The organism is Winogradskyella litorisediminis (assembly GCF_042675765.1).
GTDB lineage: Bacteria > Bacteroidota > Bacteroidia > Flavobacteriales > Flavobacteriaceae > Winogradskyella > Winogradskyella litorisediminis.
Genome location: NZ_JBHTJL010000009.1, coordinates 625,089 through 642,627, shown reverse-complemented (window position 1 = coordinate 642,627; position 17,539 = coordinate 625,089). Strand labels below are relative to the sequence as shown.

Sequence of the window (17,539 nt, the reverse complement as noted above, 5' to 3'; positions counted from 1 at the left end):
AGTATTTTTACACTACAAAATTAAAGCCATGATTGGAAAAATTGAACATATTGGTATTGCTGTTAAAGATTTAGAGAATTCAAATTCATTATTTGCTTCGCTTTTTGGTGCAGCTCATTATAAAATTGAAGAAGTTGAAAGCGAAAATGTATTGACGTCTTTCTTTAAATGCGGTCCAAATAAAATAGAATTGTTACAAGCCACTTCTGAAGATAGCCCAATTGCCAAGTTTATTGAAAAAAAAGGAGAAGGCATTCACCATATTGCATTTGCTGTTGAGAATATTGAAGCCGAAATAGAAAGATTAACCAAAGAAGGTTTTAGAATGATACACGAAAAACCAAAAAAAGGTGCTGATAATAAACTAATTGCTTTTTTACATCCTAAATCTACAAATGGCGTTTTAGTTGAATTATGTCAAGATATAGCCGATTAAATTGATTTAATTTTCTTGTAGAGTTTTAAAATATATAGTAATATTGCAAACTCTTTTAATTTTAAAAGAGATTGACATTTGTCAATGGTCCTATAGCTCAGTTGGTTAGAGCACCTGACTCATAATCAGGTGGTCCATGGTTCGAGTCCATGTGGGACCACAAAAAACCCCTTTTAACGTTGCGTTTTAAGGGGTTTTTATTTTTTAAAAGCTAAAGTTTTGTCTATTAACAATTTTAGCGTCTAATATGTTGATAGCTTTTGCTTCTTATATTTTAGAGGCCAATTAATAATTATATTTTAGAGGCAAAAGAATAGAACAAATAAAAAAGAAAGAAAAAGACTACAAAAACTTGAGTGAACTTTAAAAAATTGTCATTTTGTCGGATTTTTTTACATTTTATAGATTTTTTTTAAGGTTTAAAATTTTGATAGCACACTTTTTTTTATACATTTGCGTTAGTCTCTTATAATAAATATGAAGATTGCCTCAATTTTTAGTGTTATTTTTAATCTCGCGTTAGTCGTACAAGCGCAGTGTGCTGGTTGCCCTTCGGGTAACCCATGTGCTCCTTGCTGTGCTACAGGTTCTTGTGGTGGGCCGCCGCCGCCGCCAGGTTTCCCTATTGACAATTATATTTACCTTTTATTTTTTGCAGCTATTTTTCTAGGCGCATACGTTATAAATAAAAAGCTAAAGAAAGCTTAAGACCTTAGCTCATTAAGGCGTTTAACGTATTTTCCTATTACATCAAATTCTAGATTCACCTTATCATTCTTTTTTAGGTTTTTAAACATCGTATGCTTGTAAGTGTAAGGAATTATAGCTACAGAAAACTCATTTAGCTTAGAGTTAACTACAGTTAAGCTTACGCCGTTTACCGTAATTGAACCTTTTTCGATAGTTATGTTATTCAAAGCTTCGTCGTATTTAAAGGTATACGACCAGCTACCGTTTTCTTCTTCAAAATTGGTACAAATTGCCGTTTGATCTACATGACCTTGTACAATATGCCCATCTAGTCTATCGCCCAATTTCATGGCACGTTCCAAATTAACAATTTCACCAACTTTTAAATCGCCAATATTTGTTTTATCAAGGGTTTCTTTAATTGCTGTGACAACATATTTATCGTCATCTTTTGAAACTACGGTTAAGCATACACCATTATGTGCAACACTTTGGTCAATTTTTAATTCATTAGTTATTTTACTACTGATTGTAATATGAAGGTTTCCTTTATCGGTAACTAAATTTTTTACAACACCTAAATCTTCAATTATCCCTGTAAACATGGTTCTATTTTAAATGGTTAAATTTGCTTTACAAAGTTACGGACAAAAATGACGTCAGTTTTATAAATTCTTATTAATAAAGTTCTAAATATTGAAAACAAACGAAATTATTAAAGTAGGTATTTCTATTGGAGATTTAAATGGTATTGGACCCGAAATCGTCATCAAAACATTCGAGGATGCAAGGTCTTTAGAACTTTGTACGCCGGTGATTTTTGCGTCATCGCGTATTATGAATTTCTTTCGCAAGCACTTTAAGAGCAAAATTATATTTCATGAGATAAATAGCTTAGACAAACTTGCTCACGGAAAAGTTAATGTTGTAAATGTTTGGAAAGAATCTGTAAACATTCAGTTTGGTCAAGAGGATAAAACAATTGGAGAATACGCCATCAAATCTTTAGAAGCTGCTGTTTCTGCTTTGAAAGAAGGTGATATTGATGTTCTAGTTACTGCTCCAATAAATAAAAGTAATATTCAGTCCGAAAAATTTAATTTTCCTGGTCACACAAATTATTTAGACCAAGAGCTTGAAGGCAACAGCCTCATGTTTATGATTTCAGAACACCTTAGAGTTGGTCTTTTAACCGACCATGTACCTGTAAAGGATGTGCCAAGTCATATAACAGAAAAACTAATTCGTCAAAAACTCGATACCGTTTCAACATCATTAAAACAAGATTTTGCCATCAGCAAACCCAAAATTGCAGTTTTAGCTATAAATCCGCATGCAGGTGACAACGGCGTTATTGGTAATGAAGATGATACTGTTTTAAAACCCGCATTAGAAACTCTCAGAAAAGAAGGGCATTTGGTTTACGGACCATATTCCGCAGATAGCTTTTTTGGATCTAATGGCTATCAAAATTTTGACGCAGTTATTGCCTCTTACCACGACCAAGGCTTAATACCGTTTAAAACTATAACTTTTGGAAACGGCGTTAATTTTACAGCGGGCTTAAATAAGGTGCGTACCTCACCAGATCACGGAACAGCGTACGAAATTGCAGGCAAAGGTACAGCTGACGAAAGTTCATTTAAACGCGCCATGTTTACAGCGATAGAAATTTTTAGAAAACGAAGCGACTACAACCATTACTCAAAGAATCCACTCAAAAGAATGAGCAGAAAGTAGTTTAAAAGAGCTTGAATAATTTACAAATCGTGCGTTGCGTTCTCTTCAATTGTTAATGAAAATTCTATTTCATTAATTTATTGGAACTTAGCAAAACAATTATTAACAATTTTTGTTGAAATCTTAGGCTGCTATATAGAAAAAAGTTTTATATTTGCACGCTCAAAATGAATGTGAGAATGAAAGAATTGAAAGCGTATACAATACCGTTTGTAGGGCTAAAAAAAGGAAAACACCATTTTGATTATCAGATTGATAAAACGTTCTTTTTAGAGTTTGATTACGATGAATTTAATGCAGCTAACGTTAATATAGACTTGTTTTTTGATAAAAAGTCTACATTTTTAGAGTTAGAATTTAAAGCCGAAGGTTTCGTAAACGTTAATTGTGACGTTACAAATGAACCTTTTGATTTAAAAATAAAAGACGCTTTTAAGCTTGTAATTAAATTTGGTGAAGCATATAATGATGACAACGAAGAAATTTTGATTATTCCGCATGGTGAATATCAAATAAATGTTGCTCAATACATATATGAACTTATTGTTTTGGCTTTACCAGCTAAAAAAGTTCATCCGGGTATTGAAGACGGCACGTTACAATCTGATATACTTAAAAAGCTCGAAGAATTAAGTCCTGAAGAAGGCAAAACAGAAGAAAATAACACTGAGGATACAGATCCTCGTTGGGATACATTAAAAAAACTATTAACGGATAAATAACATTTAAAATGGCACATCCAAAACGTAAAATATCTAGAACAAGAAGAGACAAAAGAAGAACTCACTATAAAGCAACAGTTCCTCAAATTGCAACTTGCCCTACAACTGGTGAGCCGCATTTATACCACAGAGCACACTGGCACGAAGGTAAATTGTATTACCGTGGCCAAGTACTTATTGACAATTCTGTAGCAGAAGAAAACGCAGCATAATTACTATGCGTGCATATAATAAAACGCCCATTGTTGGGCGTTTTTTTTGTTTTAGTGCTTCAAATCGCCAAAAAACCATTTTATTTGCATAATTATTTGCCAAAAAATGTTGAAAATGGTTGAAAACAACCTCTTTTTAATCAATTTTCGATATTTTTAATCAATTTAAACGCTTATAATGAGTAAAATCACAGCGGCTATTACTGCAGTAGGGAAATATCTCCCTGATTTTGTTTTATCTAACAAAGTTCTCGAAACTATGGTAGATACAAACGACGAATGGATTACCACACGTACAGGAATCAAAGAGCGTCGTATTCTTAAGGATGAAGGAAAAGGATCTTCATACTTGGCCATAAAAGCAGCCGAAAATCTTATAGAAAAATCTAATTTAGACCCTAAAGAAATAGATTTAGTAATTGTTGCAACAGCGACACCAGACATGAAAGCAGCTTCTACAGCGGCTTACACGGCAACACAAATTGGTGCAACAAATGCATTTTCATATGATTTGGAAGCAGCATGTTCTAGCTTTCTTTTTGGTATGTCAACTGCAGCAGCTTATATAGAATCTGGCCGATATAAAAAAATACTTCTTATTGGCGCAGATAAAAACTCATCTTTTATAAACTATGAAGACCGTGCAACGTGCATCATTTTTGGTGATGGCGCTGGTGCTGTTCTTTTTGAACCAAACCACGAAGGTCTTGGATTGCAAGATGAGTTGTTAAGAAGTAATGGCGAAGGACGAGAATTTTTAAGAGCACAACGTGGTGGTTCTTCATATCCTATAAATGCAGATACTTTTAAAGAAGGATCTCATTACGTTTTTCAAGACGGAAGAACAGTATTTAAAAATGCCGTTTTTAATATGGCGGATGTCGCAGAGCGAATTTTAAAAAGAAACAATCTCACAAATGACGATATACATTGGTTAGCGGCTCATCAAGCCAACAAACGGATTATTGATGCAACTGCCAACCGAATTAATCTTGAAGAAGATAAAGTGATGATGAATATTGAAAAATATGGCAATACCACATCAGCAACTTTACCTCTTTTACTAAACGATTACGAAACACAGCTTAAAAAAGGCGATACGATAATATTTGCTGCTTTTGGCGGCGGATTTACTTGGGGTTCTATTTATTTTAAATGGGCCTATAACTCATAAACCAATTATTAATAACTGAAATATTATGGATTTAAAAGAAATTCAAAACTTAATCAAATTTGTTGCTAAATCTGGTGCAAGCGAAGTTAAGTTAGAAATGGATGACGTTAAAATTACCATTAAAACGGGTTCTGAAGAGACAACAATCGTTCAACAAATGCCAGTTTCTGCTGCGCCAATGATGCAGCAAGCTGCTCCAGTTGCCTCTGCACCTGCACCTGTTGCCGAAACTCCTGCAGCTGCTCCTGCAGTGTCAGAGGATTCTAAATACATTACTATAAAATCACCAATCATTGGAACTTTCTATAGAAAACCTTCTCCAGACAAACCTGTTTTTGTAGAAGTCGGTACAGAAATTAAAGAAGGTGATGTTTTATGTGTTATCGAAGCTATGAAACTTTTTAACGAAATTGAATCTGAAGTATCAGGGAAAATTGTAAAAGTTTTAGTCGATGATTCTTCTCCTGTAGAGTTTGATCAACCTTTATTTTTGGTTGACCCATCATAATAATGTAAATCACAATTTTTAATTTCCAAATTCCAATCCTTTTTTTGGAGTTTAGTTTTTGAATATTGAAAATTTGAAGAATTTATGTTTAAAAAAATATTAGTTGCCAATCGAGGTGAAATTGCGCTACGCGTTATTAGAACCTGCAAAGAAATGGGCATAAAAACTGTTGCCGTATACTCTACAGCAGATGCAGACAGTTTGCCAGTAAAATTTGCTGACGAAGCGGTTTGTATTGGACCAGCTCCAAGTAGCGAATCGTATTTAAAAATGTCTAATGTTATTGCAGCAGCAGAAATAACAAACGCAGACGCAATACATCCTGGATATGGATTTTTATCTGAAAATGCAAAGTTTTCAAAAATCTGTGAAGAACACGGTATAAAATTTATCGGTGCCTCTGAAGATATGATTGCAAAAATGGGAGACAAAGCTACTGCTAAAGCAACCATGAAAGCTGCTGGCGTGCCTTGTGTTCCTGGAAGTGACGGCATCATTTCAGATTTTAAAGAGTGTGAAAAGCTAGCTGTTGAAACTGGATATCCTGTAATGCTTAAAGCAACTGCTGGTGGTGGTGGAAAAGGGATGCGTGCCGTTTGGAAACCTGAAAATCTTAAAGCCGCTTGGGATTCTGCTAGACAAGAATCTAAAGCTGCATTTGGAAATGATGATATGTATATGGAAAAGCTCATTGAAGAGCCTCGCCATATCGAAATACAAATAGTTGGAGATTCTACAGGTCGTGCTTGCCACTTGTCAGAACGTGATTGTTCTGTTCAGCGTCGTCATCAAAAACTAACAGAAGAAGTACCTTCTCCGTTTATGACGAATGACTTGCGCAAACGTATGGGAGAAGCCGCTGTAAAAGCTGCTGAATACATCAAATATGAAGGAGCTGGCACTGTAGAGTTCTTAGTAGATAAACATCGTAATTTCTACTTTATGGAAATGAATACACGTATCCAAGTAGAGCATCCAATTACAGAACAAGTAATCGATTTTGATTTAATTAGAGAGCAAATTAAAGTAGCTGCCGGAATTCCTATTTCTGGAAAAAACTACGAACCAAACTTGCATTCTATTGAGTGTAGAATCAATGCTGAAGACCCATACAACGATTTTAGGCCTTCACCAGGAAAAATAACAGTCTTACATGCTCCGGGTGGACATGGTGTGCGTTTAGACACTCATGTTTATGCAGGTTACAGCATTCCTCCTAATTATGATTCTATGATTGCTAAATTAATTACGACAGCACAATCTAGAGAAGAAGCTATTCATAAGATGAAGCGTGCTTTAGATGAATTTGTTATTGAGGGTATCAAAACCACTATTCCTTTTCATCGTGCATTGATGGACCATCCAGATTATTTAGCGGGTAATTATACTACTAAATTTATGGAAGATTTTGTAATGCCAAAAAAACAAGAAGACTAAATAATAATTAATAAAAAAGCCCTCATTTAAAATGAGGGCTTTTTTTATAGTTCTATATCTATTGGTTTTCCGAGATAGACCAAACGCCAACCTTCTTCAATTTCTGTGACTTCGTCATTAAAAGAGGTTATAATTCTTAAATCTCCTGCAGCATCCTTAATAAATAATGGAATAACGTCCTTATCGTGGTTGGTAAAATCTATCAATGACAAATAATGGTCAACATCCTTCAGCTCTATTTCTTGAATGTTAGGATACTTTTTACTAACACTATTTAGCGTTTCATAATCATCTGTATGCGAAAACAAGCCTTCTTTTGGGTTGTTTTTATCGTCTTTCATTTCTTCTTTTGACACTAATCTAAATGACCCGTTTTCACCAAATTGCGCACCAAATTTATTTATCGCGTAGCGGTTAATGTCCGAACTAGCCGTTAATGCCATCAAATATCCTACATCATTTAATTCTATATTGTCAGATAATGTACTTGTGTATATGTTAGTTGAAATTGCCTCTAAACCCATTTCTTTTGCCTTATCAATATTAGTTTGGTTACTGTCAATTAACACTACACTTCTACCATTATTCTCTAAATAATTACCTAATAGACGTGAAACTTTTGAAGCTCCGACAATTAAAATACCATCTGATTTTGTTAAAAAGACACCAACAACCTTAGCAAATAAACGCGCTGTTGTAGCATTCAATAAAACTGTGCCAAGTACAATCATAAATACCAAAGGCGTAATATACTCTGCCCCAGCTACACCTTCTTTCATAAGCTTGCTTCCGAATAAAGAAGCGATACCGGCAGCAACAATACCACGTGGCCCAACCCAACTTATAAATAATCGTTCTTGAAGTTTTAAACCTGAGTTATGAGTACTCGCAAACACTGCTAATGGTCTTATGATAAGCACAACAATTAAAAATAAAACGGCTGTTTGCCAGTTGTAAAGCAGCATTAAATCATCAATATTGATATTAGCCGCGAGTAGTATGAATAAAATTGAAATCAACAAGACGCTTAATGATTCTTTAAAATAAAGAAGCTCTTTAAGGTTTTCGAGTTTAGAATTACCCAAAACCATTCCCATAACAACAACGGCTAATAGACCCGATTCGTGAGCAAATAATTCTGACTCTACAAACACCAAAAGCACTACTGATAGCGAAACCACATTTAGTAAATAATGTGGAATTAATTTTTTATTTACCGCAAAAGCTAACCCATGTGCAAAAGTAAACCCAAAGGTTGTACCAAATAAAACAATCTTTCCAAACTCTATAAAAGCAGTTTTTGTAAAACCACTATCACCTTCAACACTTATAAATTCAAACACTAATACGGCAACCAAAGCACCAATTGGATCAATTAAAATACCTTCCCATTTAAGTACTGCAGAAATATCTTTTTTCAACGGAATATTTCTTAAAATCGGTGTAATTACCGTTGGACCTGTTACAATGATCAAGCCTGAAAATAAGAAGCTTAATTCCCAACTTAGACCAAATAACAAGTGAGCAGCTAAACCTGCACCAAAAAAGGTAATCACTGCACCAACTGTAATTAATTTTGTAATAACTGGCCCAACATTTTTAACCTCGTTTCGTTTTAGGGTTAATCCACCTTCAAACAGAATAATACTAATGGCTAAAGACACAAAATAGTATAAACTTTCTCCTGGAAAGAGTCCTTTTTCTCCGTTCCAAATAGGTTCAATCCATTTGGTTCCGTCTTCAGATAAATATGTTGCTGCAATCGGACCTACCAAAAGGCCAATTAAAATTAAAGGTAAAATTGCTGGAATTTTGAAGCGCCATGCAACCCATTGCGCTAAAATTCCTAATATGATAATGCCTGCTAATTCTATCATTAGTTGTTTTTTTAAAAAGTAAAGTTAACAAAGAAATGGCAATTGATTGCCTAATCGTTTTTAATTGTAAGACGAAGTACAGAACAAGCCGATTTTTCTGTAAACTTATCTTTACCCGATCCAAATAAGACGTTTATCCAACTGTCTTTTTTTGGTGAGCCTAAAATAAGTAAATCGTAAGATGCTGAAAGGTTTGAAATCGTTTCAATAGAATCGTTAGATTTAATGATTCTCAAATCTGATTCAGCTATTGAGCCAGATATTAATGCGTTTGAAGTTTGCTCTAAATCATTATAATCCGTTTCGGAAATTTCTTCTGAAACAACTCGTAAAAAAGAAAATGAAGCACCATAAAATTGACTAATTCTGTCAGCAACTTCTATAAACTTTTTATCGTTTTTGCCAGGTGTTAATGCTATTAAAACCTTACCAATATAACGAACGCCGTTATCTTTAAATAGAGCAAAATTTGAGTTGATATGCGTCATTAACCAACCTATAGGGTTGTTAATTAAAATTCCTGTTCTGGCACGACCATTCCAACCAAAAACCAACCAATCGCAATGCGTTTGATCACTTAATTCGTATATGGTGTCTGAGATATTATGAGTAACGACAGATTCAAAATCGACATTAATTCTATTTGATTTTGCCAATCTTGAAAAGCGTCTTGCCAATGCTGTTACCTTTGGGTTTTCGTCAACAACTGCCTCTAAAAAGGTTTGGTTAGGCACTTCAATAATATTAGCAACTTGAAGTTTTTCTTTTGTATTAAGCGCTGCACCTATTTCAACCAGCATTTCTGGCGACTTTTCATTTCCTAATAATGGAACAACAACACCTGCATCATCTAAAATTTCTCCATCAAGAAATTTGCTATTTATAACAATATCACCGGTTAATCGGGCTTTTCTTCTATTTTTCTTTTTATATAACAAATATAAAGCCGGTCGGTGCCCGTATTTTCTTAAAACGCCTGTTCTTAGTGCTTTTTTTCCATATTTTAAATAGATTAAAAAACCTATTATAGTAATTATTAAAATGGCTAAAAGCGGTACAAGCCCCAGAAGAATTAATAGAATAATACCACTAACTATACCGAACAACTGAATAAAGGGATAAAATGGTGATTTATAAGGCGGATTGTACCATTGTGTTGCTGTTTCGCGTAAAATGATAACACATGCATTAACCGAAATAAACATCATTACCATAAATGCACTTGCAAGTTTCGCTATTTTTTCAACATCTAAAAATAAAATGACAAGCGCCATTACCAAGCAAGTCATCACGATGGTAACGACTGGCGTTAAATATTTTGAGTGAATTCTACTCATAAACTCTGGCAACAACTTGTCAATTGCCATTGCAAAGGGAAATCTTGAAGCCGCTAAAACACCTGAATTTGCCATTGAAACCAGTGTAATAACACCAACAATAGCAGCTGCATAACCAATATAAGTTCCTCCTAAGATGTTGGATATTGTGTAGATTGGTTTTATATCTGAACCTAAATCTGTCATTGGAATATTACCAACCAAAACAAAAGCCACAGACACATAAATTGCGGACATTATAACCAAAGACAACATCATGGCGCGTGGCAAATTCACGCTCGGATTTTTAATTTCGCCCGCGATAGCGGCAATTTTTGTCACACCAGCATATGAAATGTAAACAAAAGCCACTGTAGATATTAAACCAATATTTCCATCTGTAAAAACAGGTTGTAAATAATCTTTGTTGATATTCGGCAAACCAAAAATTAAAATTGCTGCGAGACTTATCAAGCTAATGGTTACAATAACTATCTGCACTTTTCCTACTTTTTTTATTCCGACGATATTTAAACCTAAAATCACGAGAAGAAAAAAGAGTGCTGCGTATTTTGTAAAGCCTTCATCAATACTTACTAAAACTGTGAGATAAGCACCAAAACCAACTAAGGCAAATGAACTTTTTAGCAACAAAGACAACCATAATCCAATACCTGCAATAGTACCGAAAATTGGTCCAAACGTACGTTCTATGTAAACATACGTTCCGCCAGAAGATGGCATTGCCGTAGCTAGTTCACTTTTAGATAAAGCTGCTGGTAAAATACAGACCGCAGCTAATAAGTAAGCCAACCAAATAGAAGAACCTGTTTTTGCAGCTGCAATACCAGGTAAAACAAAAATACCACTACCTAACATTCCGCCAATGCTAATGGCAATTGCTGAAGTAAGATTAACACTGCGGTTGAGTTTTTTCAAAGAAAAAAATTTTATCCGAAAATAGGGTTTTTTTAAAGACTCAAAAAATCTTAATTAATTCTAAAAGCAATCCCGCAGTTTCTCTGCTTTTTCTTAATTTGCATATCCTATGAAGCTATACCCTATTGAAGCTGGAAATTTTAAGCTAGATGGCGGCGCCATGTTTGGCGTCGTCCCAAAATCACTTTGGCAGCGCACAAATCCTGCAGATGCCAACAACATGATAGATATTGCTGCGCGCTGTTTATTAATTGAAGATGGAAATCGTCTGATTTTAATTGATACTGGTATGGGCGATAAACAAAGCGAAAAATTTTACGGTTACTACCATTTATGGGGAAATGACTCCATTGATAAATCATTAAAACAACACGGTTTTCATCGCGATGATATTACAGATGTATTTATGACGCATTTACATTTTGACCATTGTGGCGGAAGTATTCAATACAATAAAGACCGAACAATTTTAGAGCCCGCTTTTAAAAATGCTTATTTTTGGAGTAATAAAAACCATTGGAAATGGGCAACTGAGCCTAACCGTCGTGAGAAAGCATCTTTTTTAAAAGAGAATATTATACCAATGGAAGAATGCGGACAATTAAAGTTTACTTCACTTCCAGAAGATTCATTTTTGAAGAATTTTGAATTAGGGTTCGATATATTTTTCGCCAATGGACATACCGAAAAACAAATGATTCCGATGATAATTTACGACGGAAAAACGATTTGTTTTATGGCTGATTTACTACCAACTGCTGGCCACTTACCTATTCCGTTTGTGATGGGTTATGATACGCGACCACTATTAACTTTAGACGAAAAAGAAAACTTCTTAAATTTAGCAGCCGATAATAATTATTATTTGTTTTTAGAGCACGATGCACACAACCAAATAATCACGGTAAAACATACCGAAAAAGGCATTAGATTAGACCAAACTTATACTTGTAACGATATATTTTAAACACACCAATATAATTATGAAATACTACGGAAAATTTACAATTGCATACGCATTTTTTGCTTCAATTTTAATGGGTTGCGGTGGCGCGGCTTTGGTTTCAACTCCTGTTGAAAATATTGATACTTCGCCAATAAAAGTATCAGAATTAACTAAGGCAGAGAAAGAAAACTGGGGACATTTAGACCTCGAAAAAGACACCATTCCTGGAATGGGCGTTGACCGAGCTTACGCTGAAATTTTAAAAGGAAAAAAGGGCCAAAAAGTTATTGTTGCGGTTATCGACTCTGGTATTGATATTGACCACGAAGATTTAGACGGCGTAATTTGGACCAATAAAGACGAAATACCAAATAACGGAAAAGACGATGATAACAATGGTTATGTAGATGACATTCACGGATGGAATTTCCTTGGAGATGGTTACAATGAACAATTAGAATATGTAAGATTAATAGCTTCAGGAAACACTAGCGACCCACGTTATAACGAAGCTGTAAAACTTCAAGAAGAAGAATACAATAAATGGTTAGGTAGAAAAACACAATATGACCAAATTTACCAACAACTGGTATCTAATGACGAGATTTTAACCAAACACTTAGGTAAAAGCGACTACACTAAAGAAGATGTAAACAATATCAAGTCTACTGACCAATCAGTTCAAGGTGCGGTACAATTTGCGAAGTTTATCTATTCAAACGGAATAGAATCTATGGCTGCTGCTAAAAAAGAAATATCTGGCGCACTAGAAAGTATAAACGACCAATTGAATTATAACCTCAATAAAGATTTCAACGGTCGTAAAACTGGAGATAATCCAAATGATTTTAACGATATGCCAGGTTATGGAAATGGAAATGTAAAACCAGTAAAAAAATCTGAAAGTCACGGTACACACGTTGCAGGAATTATTGCTGCTGAGCGTAACAATGGAAAAGGCGCAAATGGTGTGGCTAATAATGTAGAAATTATGTCAATAAGAGCCGTACCTAACGGTGACGAGTACGACAAAGATGTTGCAAAAGCGATTCGTTACGCGGTAGATAACGGTGCTAAAGTTATAAATGGAAGTTTTGGAAAATCCTTTTCACCTCAAAGTGAATGGGTAAGAGACGCTATTAAATATGCGGCTTCAAAAGATGTGTTAATTGTTCATGCTGCAGGAAATTCAAGCCAAGATATTGATGTAGAGCCAAATTTTCCTGCGGATAATGTAAACGGCGTTGAAGTGGCGGATAACTATATTTCTGTTGGTGCATTAGCTCCAAAATACGGTAGTAGTATGGTAGCAAGTTTTTCAAACTATGGCGACCAAAATGTAGATGTATTTGCGCCTGGAGCTCAAGTATATTCTACAACTCCAGAAAACGAGTACGATACAAAAGGAGGAACTTCAATGGCTGCACCTGCTGTTGCTGGTGTTGCAGCGTTAATTCGTTCTCAATATCCAAATTTAACTGCTGAACAAGTGAAGAAAGTGATTTTAGATTCAGGTTTAAAATTAAATACTAAAGTGGTTGTTGGTGGAGATTCTGAAAATGTTCAACCATTTGCTAACTTATCTAAAAGCGGACGTATTGTCAACGCTTACAATGCCTTAATAATGGCTTCAAAATTAAAATAAAACATGAAAAAAGTTCTTTCAATATTTGCTTTTGCTGCACTGCTTTCATCATGTGATTCTGCAAAAACAGCTACAGAAAATACAGCCAAACAACCAATGACAACAACTGCTGCTGCAGATTGTTATTGGCAACAACATGTCGATTACAAAATGAACATCGATATGAATACCACAACCTACCAATATAAAGGTGACCAAACGTTGGTGTACACTAATAATTCGCCAGATGTGTTGACGCGTGTGTACTACCATTTGTATTTTAATGCCTTTCAACCTGGTAGCGAAATGGACTTACGCTCTCGTACGATTGCCGACCCAGATAGACGTGTTGGTGATAGAATTAGTAAGTTGAAACCTAACGAAATTGGTTTTATAAAAGTGAATAATCTATCGCAAAACGGTACTGCTCTTAATTATGAAACAGTTGGTACTGTTTTAGAAGTTGAATTAGCAAAACCGATTCAACCTGGCGAAAAAGTAACTTTTCAGATGAATTGGGATGCGCAAGTGCCTGTTCAAATTCGTCGTTCTGGTAGAAATAATGCCGAAGGTGTTGCGTTATCAATGACGCAATGGTACCCAAAATTAGCTGAATATGATGACGAAGGTTGGCACGCCGACCCTTATATTGGGCGAGAGTTTCATGGTGTTTGGGGCGATTTTGATGTCTCTTTAACTATCGATAAAGATTACGTTGTTGGTGGTACAGGTTATCTTCAAGGTGAGCCTGTTATAAAAGGAAGCAAGAAAACATTGCGATACAAAGCGCCACGTGTTCATGATTTTACATGGGCTGCTGACCCAGATTATATTCATGACACTTACAAAGTTCCAAATGGGCCAATGCTTCACTTCTATTACAAAAAAGATTTACCTGCGGAAAACTTAAAAAACTGGAAAGATTTACAACCAGATACAGCAAAGCTGATGAAGTTTTTCTCAGAAAATGTAGGTGAATATCCTTACGACCAATATTCGGTGATTCAAGGTGGCGATGGTGGAATGGAATATGCCATGAGTACTTTAATTACAGGAAAACGCAGCTACGGGAGTTTGTTAGGCGTTACAGCTCACGAATTGGCACATACGTGGTTTCAATTTTTATTGGCAACGAATGAAGCAAAACACGAGTGGATGGACGAAGGTTTTACAAGTTACATTTCGGCATTAGCGATGAATAGCTTGCGCGATGAGCCAAGAGATAATCCAACCTCAGGTTCTTACAGAGGTTACATTGGCTTAGCAAAATCTGGCAAAGAACAGCCGTTAACAACACACGCAGACCGTTACGAATATAATGGTGCTTACGGCGCTGCTGCCTACAGTAAAGGTGCTGTTTTTATTGCTCAATTAGGCTACATTATTGGTGAAGATAATTTGAAGAAAACCATAAAAAAATATTACAATGATTTTGCGTTTAAACACCCAAAACCAATGGATATTGTTAGAACTGCCGAGCGTATCACTGATTTTGAATTGGACTGGTATCTCATTGATTTTGCACAAACAACAAATACTATTGATTATGGCGTAAAATCAATTGATGGCGCAGATGTTACTTTAGAGCGTATTGGATTAATGCCAATGCCTATTGATTTATCAGTGACATATACAGATGGTTCTACCGAAGATTTTTATATTCCGTTGCAAATGATGCGTGGCGAAAAACCAACCTCAGCAACTGTAGCCAAAGATTGGGCTTGGGCATATCCAACATATACACTAAATACTAAAAAGTCTATCGCATCAGTTGAAATTGACCCGTCACAAATGATGGCAGATATTAATAGAGAGAATAACAAGAAGTAAATTCTTTTTCAATACTATAAAAAGGGCATCAATTAGATGCCTTTTTTTATTTTTACGATTATATAAAATTAGTATGACTTTCAGCTACTCCAAAAAAGACAAGCTAAAAAGCAAAAAGGTAATAGATAAGTTATTTACTGAAGGTAAATCAGTGACCGCTTTTCCGTTACGTTTGGTGTATTTACAAACAGAATTTGATGATGGTTCTACCCTTAAAACTGGCGTTTCCGTAAGTAAACGATTGCATAAAACAGCTGTGAGCAGAAATCGCATAAAACGTTTAATGCGAGAAGCCTATCGTTTAAATAAACCTGCGTACTTTAACACTAATGCAACATCTTATGCGTTTATGATTTTGTACATTGGAAAAGAAAAAACAACTTTTAAAGCGCTTGATGTAAAAATGAAACGCTTATTCGAAAAGTTTTTAAATCATACTTCAGAAAATGAAAAGATTTCTAAATAAGAAGATTATCATTCCTGCTGCACTTGTTGTGGTGTTTTTATCAACAACAGCTTTCAATTCTAACTTTTTTGAAATTGCAAAGCAGATAGAGATTTTCACTACTATGTTTAAAGAACTAAACATGAATTATGTAGATGAGACGAATCCTGGTGATTTAATGGATACAGCCATTAAAAGCATGCTTGAAGATTTAGACCCATATACACGATTTTATAATGAACAAGACGTTCAATCGGCAAGAATAAACCAATCAGGTGATTTTACAGGCATTGGCGCAAAAGTGCGTACTATGAAAGATAAATTAGTTATTGTAGAACCTTATAAAGGTTACGCAGCAGATAAAGCAGATCTAAAAGCAGGAGACGAAATAATAAAAATTGATAACGTAGATATAACCAACTTTAAAGACGACGCTGGAAATTTATTACAAGGTACCGCAGGCACAGAAGTAGCTTTAACATACAAGCGTCAAGGTAAAATAAATACAGCTACAGTGACGAGAGAATCTTTAGAGATTGATGCCGTGCCACATTATTCCATGATAAACGATGATACAGGTTATATTGTTTTAAGAAAGTTTACAAATAAAGCGTCATCTCAAACAGAAAAGGCTTTAAATTCTCTTAAAGGATTAGGCGCAAAAAAAATTGTATTAGACTTACGTGGTAATCCTGGAGGATTACTTAATGAAGCTGTAAATATTGTAAACCTTTTTGTACCAAAAGACCAATTGGTTGTTACCACAAAATCAAAGATTAAAAAGTATAACAAAACATATAAAACAAAGCGCGAACCTGTAGATTTAGAAATTCCGATTGTAGTTTTAATTAACGGTCGTTCTGCATCTGCAAGTGAAATTGTTTCTGGTGCATTACAAGATTTGGACCGCGCCGTTATTGTTGGAGCACGAAGTTTTGGTAAAGGTTTGGTACAACGTCCAAAACCACTTACGTATGGTACGCAAATGAAAATTACTATTTCACGTTATTACACACCATCTGGCCGTTGTATACAAGCGTTGGATTATTGGAATAGAGACGAAAACGGAAAAGCCACGCGTACTAAAAAACAAGATTATAAAGCCTTTAAAACTAAAAAAGGACGTTCAGTTTTTGATGGTGGCGGCGTGCAACCAGACATTGAAATTGAAGTTGCAAAACAAACACCAATTACTGAAGCTATTGAAGAAGAAAACTTAATTTTTGACTTTGCTACGGAGTATTTTTACAAGAATAATGTGTCTGATTTAAAAGGTTTTGAATTTTCTAATAATGATTTTGAAGGCTTTAAATCATATCTCGAAAAACAAAATTTTAGTTTTGAAACTGAAACAGAAAAAGCTTTAAATGAAGCGTTGATTGTTGCGCAAGAAGAAAAATTAGATAATGCTATTTCTTCAGAATATAACGATGTTATTTCGGCTTTAAACAGTTATAAAAGCGCTGCCATAAATAAAAACAAAGAAAAACTTTCTGGACTTTTACAAGACGAAATTATTAAACGCTACTTCTACGCTGAAGGTTTATACGATTATTACAAAGCGAATAATACCGAGATAAAAAAGGCATTAGAAATATTAAATAATCCTTCAGAATACAATAAGATTTTAAACTAAAAATCTA

General features: G+C 34.8%; 16 protein-coding genes and 1 tRNA gene. 13 read left to right on the top strand and 4 right to left on the bottom strand.

Features of this window, described 5'->3' with window-relative positions; translation table 11 throughout:
* Positions 1 to 31: 31 nt before the first annotated feature.
* Together mce and ACFQ1Q_RS05160 are read left to right on the top strand one after the other, a co-directional pair.
* Positions 32 to 436 carry a methylmalonyl-CoA epimerase gene (mce, locus tag ACFQ1Q_RS05165; RefSeq protein ID WP_386130167.1) on the top strand — a complete coding sequence of 135 codons (405 nt, stop codon included), beginning with the start codon at positions 32 to 34 and terminating at the stop codon, positions 434 to 436.
* An 86-nt stretch (positions 437 to 522) separates the two neighbouring features.
* Positions 523 to 596 (top strand) — tRNA-Ile (locus tag ACFQ1Q_RS05160).
* 298 nt (positions 597 to 894) lie between these two features.
* Here ACFQ1Q_RS05160 and ACFQ1Q_RS05155 read toward each other — a convergent pair.
* Together ACFQ1Q_RS05155 and ACFQ1Q_RS05150 are read right to left on the bottom strand one after the other, a co-directional pair.
* Positions 895 to 1,068, bottom strand: a complete 174-nt coding sequence (locus tag ACFQ1Q_RS05155) for a hypothetical protein (protein WP_386128664.1) — start codon at positions 1,066 to 1,068, stop codon at positions 895 to 897.
* A 72-nt stretch (positions 1,069 to 1,140) separates the two neighbouring features.
* Entirely contained in the window at positions 1,141 to 1,731 is a 591-nt protein-coding gene (locus ACFQ1Q_RS05150; RefSeq protein ID WP_386128662.1) for a riboflavin synthase, read from the bottom strand.
* A gap of 91 nt (positions 1,732 to 1,822) precedes the next feature.
* Here ACFQ1Q_RS05150 and pdxA point away from each other — a divergent pair, with 91 nt between their 5' ends.
* The 6 genes from pdxA (at position 1,823) to accC (ending at position 6,919) form a co-directional block, all read left to right on the top strand.
* Positions 1,823 to 2,866, top strand: a complete 1,044-nt coding sequence (pdxA, locus tag ACFQ1Q_RS05145; protein ID WP_386128661.1) for a 4-hydroxythreonine-4-phosphate dehydrogenase PdxA — start codon at positions 1,823 to 1,825, stop codon at positions 2,864 to 2,866.
* A gap of 179 nt (positions 2,867 to 3,045) precedes the next feature.
* Positions 3,046 to 3,588, top strand: coding sequence for a YceD family protein (locus ACFQ1Q_RS05140; RefSeq protein WP_386128659.1), 543 nt, complete (start codon positions 3,046 to 3,048; stop codon positions 3,586 to 3,588).
* Between the two features lie 8 nt (positions 3,589 to 3,596).
* Entirely contained in the window at positions 3,597 to 3,800 is a 204-nt protein-coding gene (gene rpmF, locus ACFQ1Q_RS05135) for a 50S ribosomal protein L32 (protein WP_386128657.1), read from the top strand.
* A gap of 178 nt (positions 3,801 to 3,978) precedes the next feature.
* On the top strand, positions 3,979 to 4,974 hold the full coding sequence (locus ACFQ1Q_RS05130; protein ID WP_386128654.1) for a beta-ketoacyl-ACP synthase III: 996 nt from the start codon (positions 3,979 to 3,981) through the stop codon (positions 4,972 to 4,974).
* Between the two features lie 25 nt (positions 4,975 to 4,999).
* Positions 5,000 to 5,482, top strand: a complete 483-nt coding sequence (gene accB, locus ACFQ1Q_RS05125) for an acetyl-CoA carboxylase biotin carboxyl carrier protein (protein ID WP_386128652.1) — start codon at positions 5,000 to 5,002, stop codon at positions 5,480 to 5,482.
* 84 nt (positions 5,483 to 5,566) lie between these two features.
* Positions 5,567 to 6,919, top strand: a complete 1,353-nt coding sequence (accC, locus tag ACFQ1Q_RS05120; RefSeq protein ID WP_386128650.1) for an acetyl-CoA carboxylase biotin carboxylase subunit — start codon at positions 5,567 to 5,569, stop codon at positions 6,917 to 6,919.
* Between the two features lie 44 nt (positions 6,920 to 6,963).
* Here accC and ACFQ1Q_RS05115 read toward each other — a convergent pair whose 3' ends face one another.
* On the bottom strand, positions 6,964 to 8,796 hold the full coding sequence (locus tag ACFQ1Q_RS05115) for a cation:proton antiporter (protein WP_386128648.1): 1,833 nt from the start codon (positions 8,794 to 8,796) through the stop codon (positions 6,964 to 6,966).
* Positions 8,797 to 8,846: 50 nt separating this feature from the next.
* Positions 8,847 to 11,051, bottom strand: a complete 2,205-nt coding sequence (locus ACFQ1Q_RS05110) for an amino acid permease (RefSeq protein ID WP_386128646.1) — start codon at positions 11,049 to 11,051, stop codon at positions 8,847 to 8,849.
* 109 nt (positions 11,052 to 11,160) lie between these two features.
* On the opposite strand from ACFQ1Q_RS05110, the gene ACFQ1Q_RS05105 reads away from it, so the two are divergent.
* The 5 genes from ACFQ1Q_RS05105 (at position 11,161) to ACFQ1Q_RS05085 (ending at position 17,532) form a co-directional block, all read left to right on the top strand.
* Positions 11,161 to 12,018, top strand: coding sequence for an MBL fold metallo-hydrolase (locus ACFQ1Q_RS05105; protein WP_386128644.1), 858 nt, complete (start codon positions 11,161 to 11,163; stop codon positions 12,016 to 12,018).
* 16 nt (positions 12,019 to 12,034) lie between these two features.
* A complete protein-coding gene (locus ACFQ1Q_RS05100) occupies positions 12,035 to 13,642 on the top strand; it encodes a S8 family peptidase (protein WP_386128642.1) in 1,608 nt (535 codons plus the stop codon).
* 3 nt (positions 13,643 to 13,645) lie between these two features.
* Complete coding sequence (locus tag ACFQ1Q_RS05095) at positions 13,646 to 15,451, top strand: M1 family metallopeptidase (RefSeq protein ID WP_386128640.1); 1,806 nt, start codon at positions 13,646 to 13,648, stop codon at positions 15,449 to 15,451.
* Between the two features lie 73 nt (positions 15,452 to 15,524).
* Complete coding sequence (gene rnpA, locus ACFQ1Q_RS05090) at positions 15,525 to 15,917, top strand: ribonuclease P protein component (RefSeq protein ID WP_386128638.1); 393 nt, start codon at positions 15,525 to 15,527, stop codon at positions 15,915 to 15,917.
* Complete coding sequence (locus tag ACFQ1Q_RS05085) at positions 15,898 to 17,532, top strand: S41 family peptidase (protein WP_386128636.1); 1,635 nt, start codon at positions 15,898 to 15,900, stop codon at positions 17,530 to 17,532. Before rnpA ends, ACFQ1Q_RS05085 begins: the two co-directional genes overlap by 20 nt.
* Positions 17,533 to 17,539 lie beyond the last annotated feature (7 nt).

What these genes read in the sequence shown, in the direction of transcription:
- ACFQ1Q_RS05130 (WP_386128654.1), top strand. Translation starts at nt 3,979, where the DNA reads ATGAGTAAAATCACAGCGGCTATTACTGCAGTAGGGAAATATCTCCCT.
- rnpA (WP_386128638.1), top strand. Translation starts at nt 15,525, where the DNA reads ATGACTTTCAGCTACTCCAAAAAAGACAAGCTAAAAAGCAAAAAGGTA.
- accB (WP_386128652.1), top strand. Translation starts at nt 5,000, where the DNA reads ATGGATTTAAAAGAAATTCAAAACTTAATCAAATTTGTTGCTAAATCT.
- ACFQ1Q_RS05095 (WP_386128640.1), top strand. Translation starts at nt 13,646, where the DNA reads ATGAAAAAAGTTCTTTCAATATTTGCTTTTGCTGCACTGCTTTCATCA.
- ACFQ1Q_RS05115 (WP_386128648.1), bottom strand. Translation starts at nt 8,796, where the DNA reads ATGATAGAATTAGCAGGCATTATCATATTAGGAATTTTAGCGCAATGG.
- ACFQ1Q_RS05085 (WP_386128636.1), top strand. Translation starts at nt 15,898, where the DNA reads ATGAAAAGATTTCTAAATAAGAAGATTATCATTCCTGCTGCACTTGTT.
- ACFQ1Q_RS05140 (WP_386128659.1), top strand. Translation starts at nt 3,046, where the DNA reads ATGAAAGAATTGAAAGCGTATACAATACCGTTTGTAGGGCTAAAAAAA.
- ACFQ1Q_RS05150 (WP_386128662.1), bottom strand. Translation starts at nt 1,731, where the DNA reads ATGTTTACAGGGATAATTGAAGATTTAGGTGTTGTAAAAAATTTAGTT.
- ACFQ1Q_RS05100 (WP_386128642.1), top strand. Translation starts at nt 12,035, where the DNA reads ATGAAATACTACGGAAAATTTACAATTGCATACGCATTTTTTGCTTCA.
- rpmF (WP_386128657.1), top strand. Translation starts at nt 3,597, where the DNA reads ATGGCACATCCAAAACGTAAAATATCTAGAACAAGAAGAGACAAAAGA.
- ACFQ1Q_RS05105 (WP_386128644.1), top strand. Translation starts at nt 11,161, where the DNA reads ATGAAGCTATACCCTATTGAAGCTGGAAATTTTAAGCTAGATGGCGGC.
- accC (WP_386128650.1), top strand. Translation starts at nt 5,567, where the DNA reads ATGTTTAAAAAAATATTAGTTGCCAATCGAGGTGAAATTGCGCTACGC.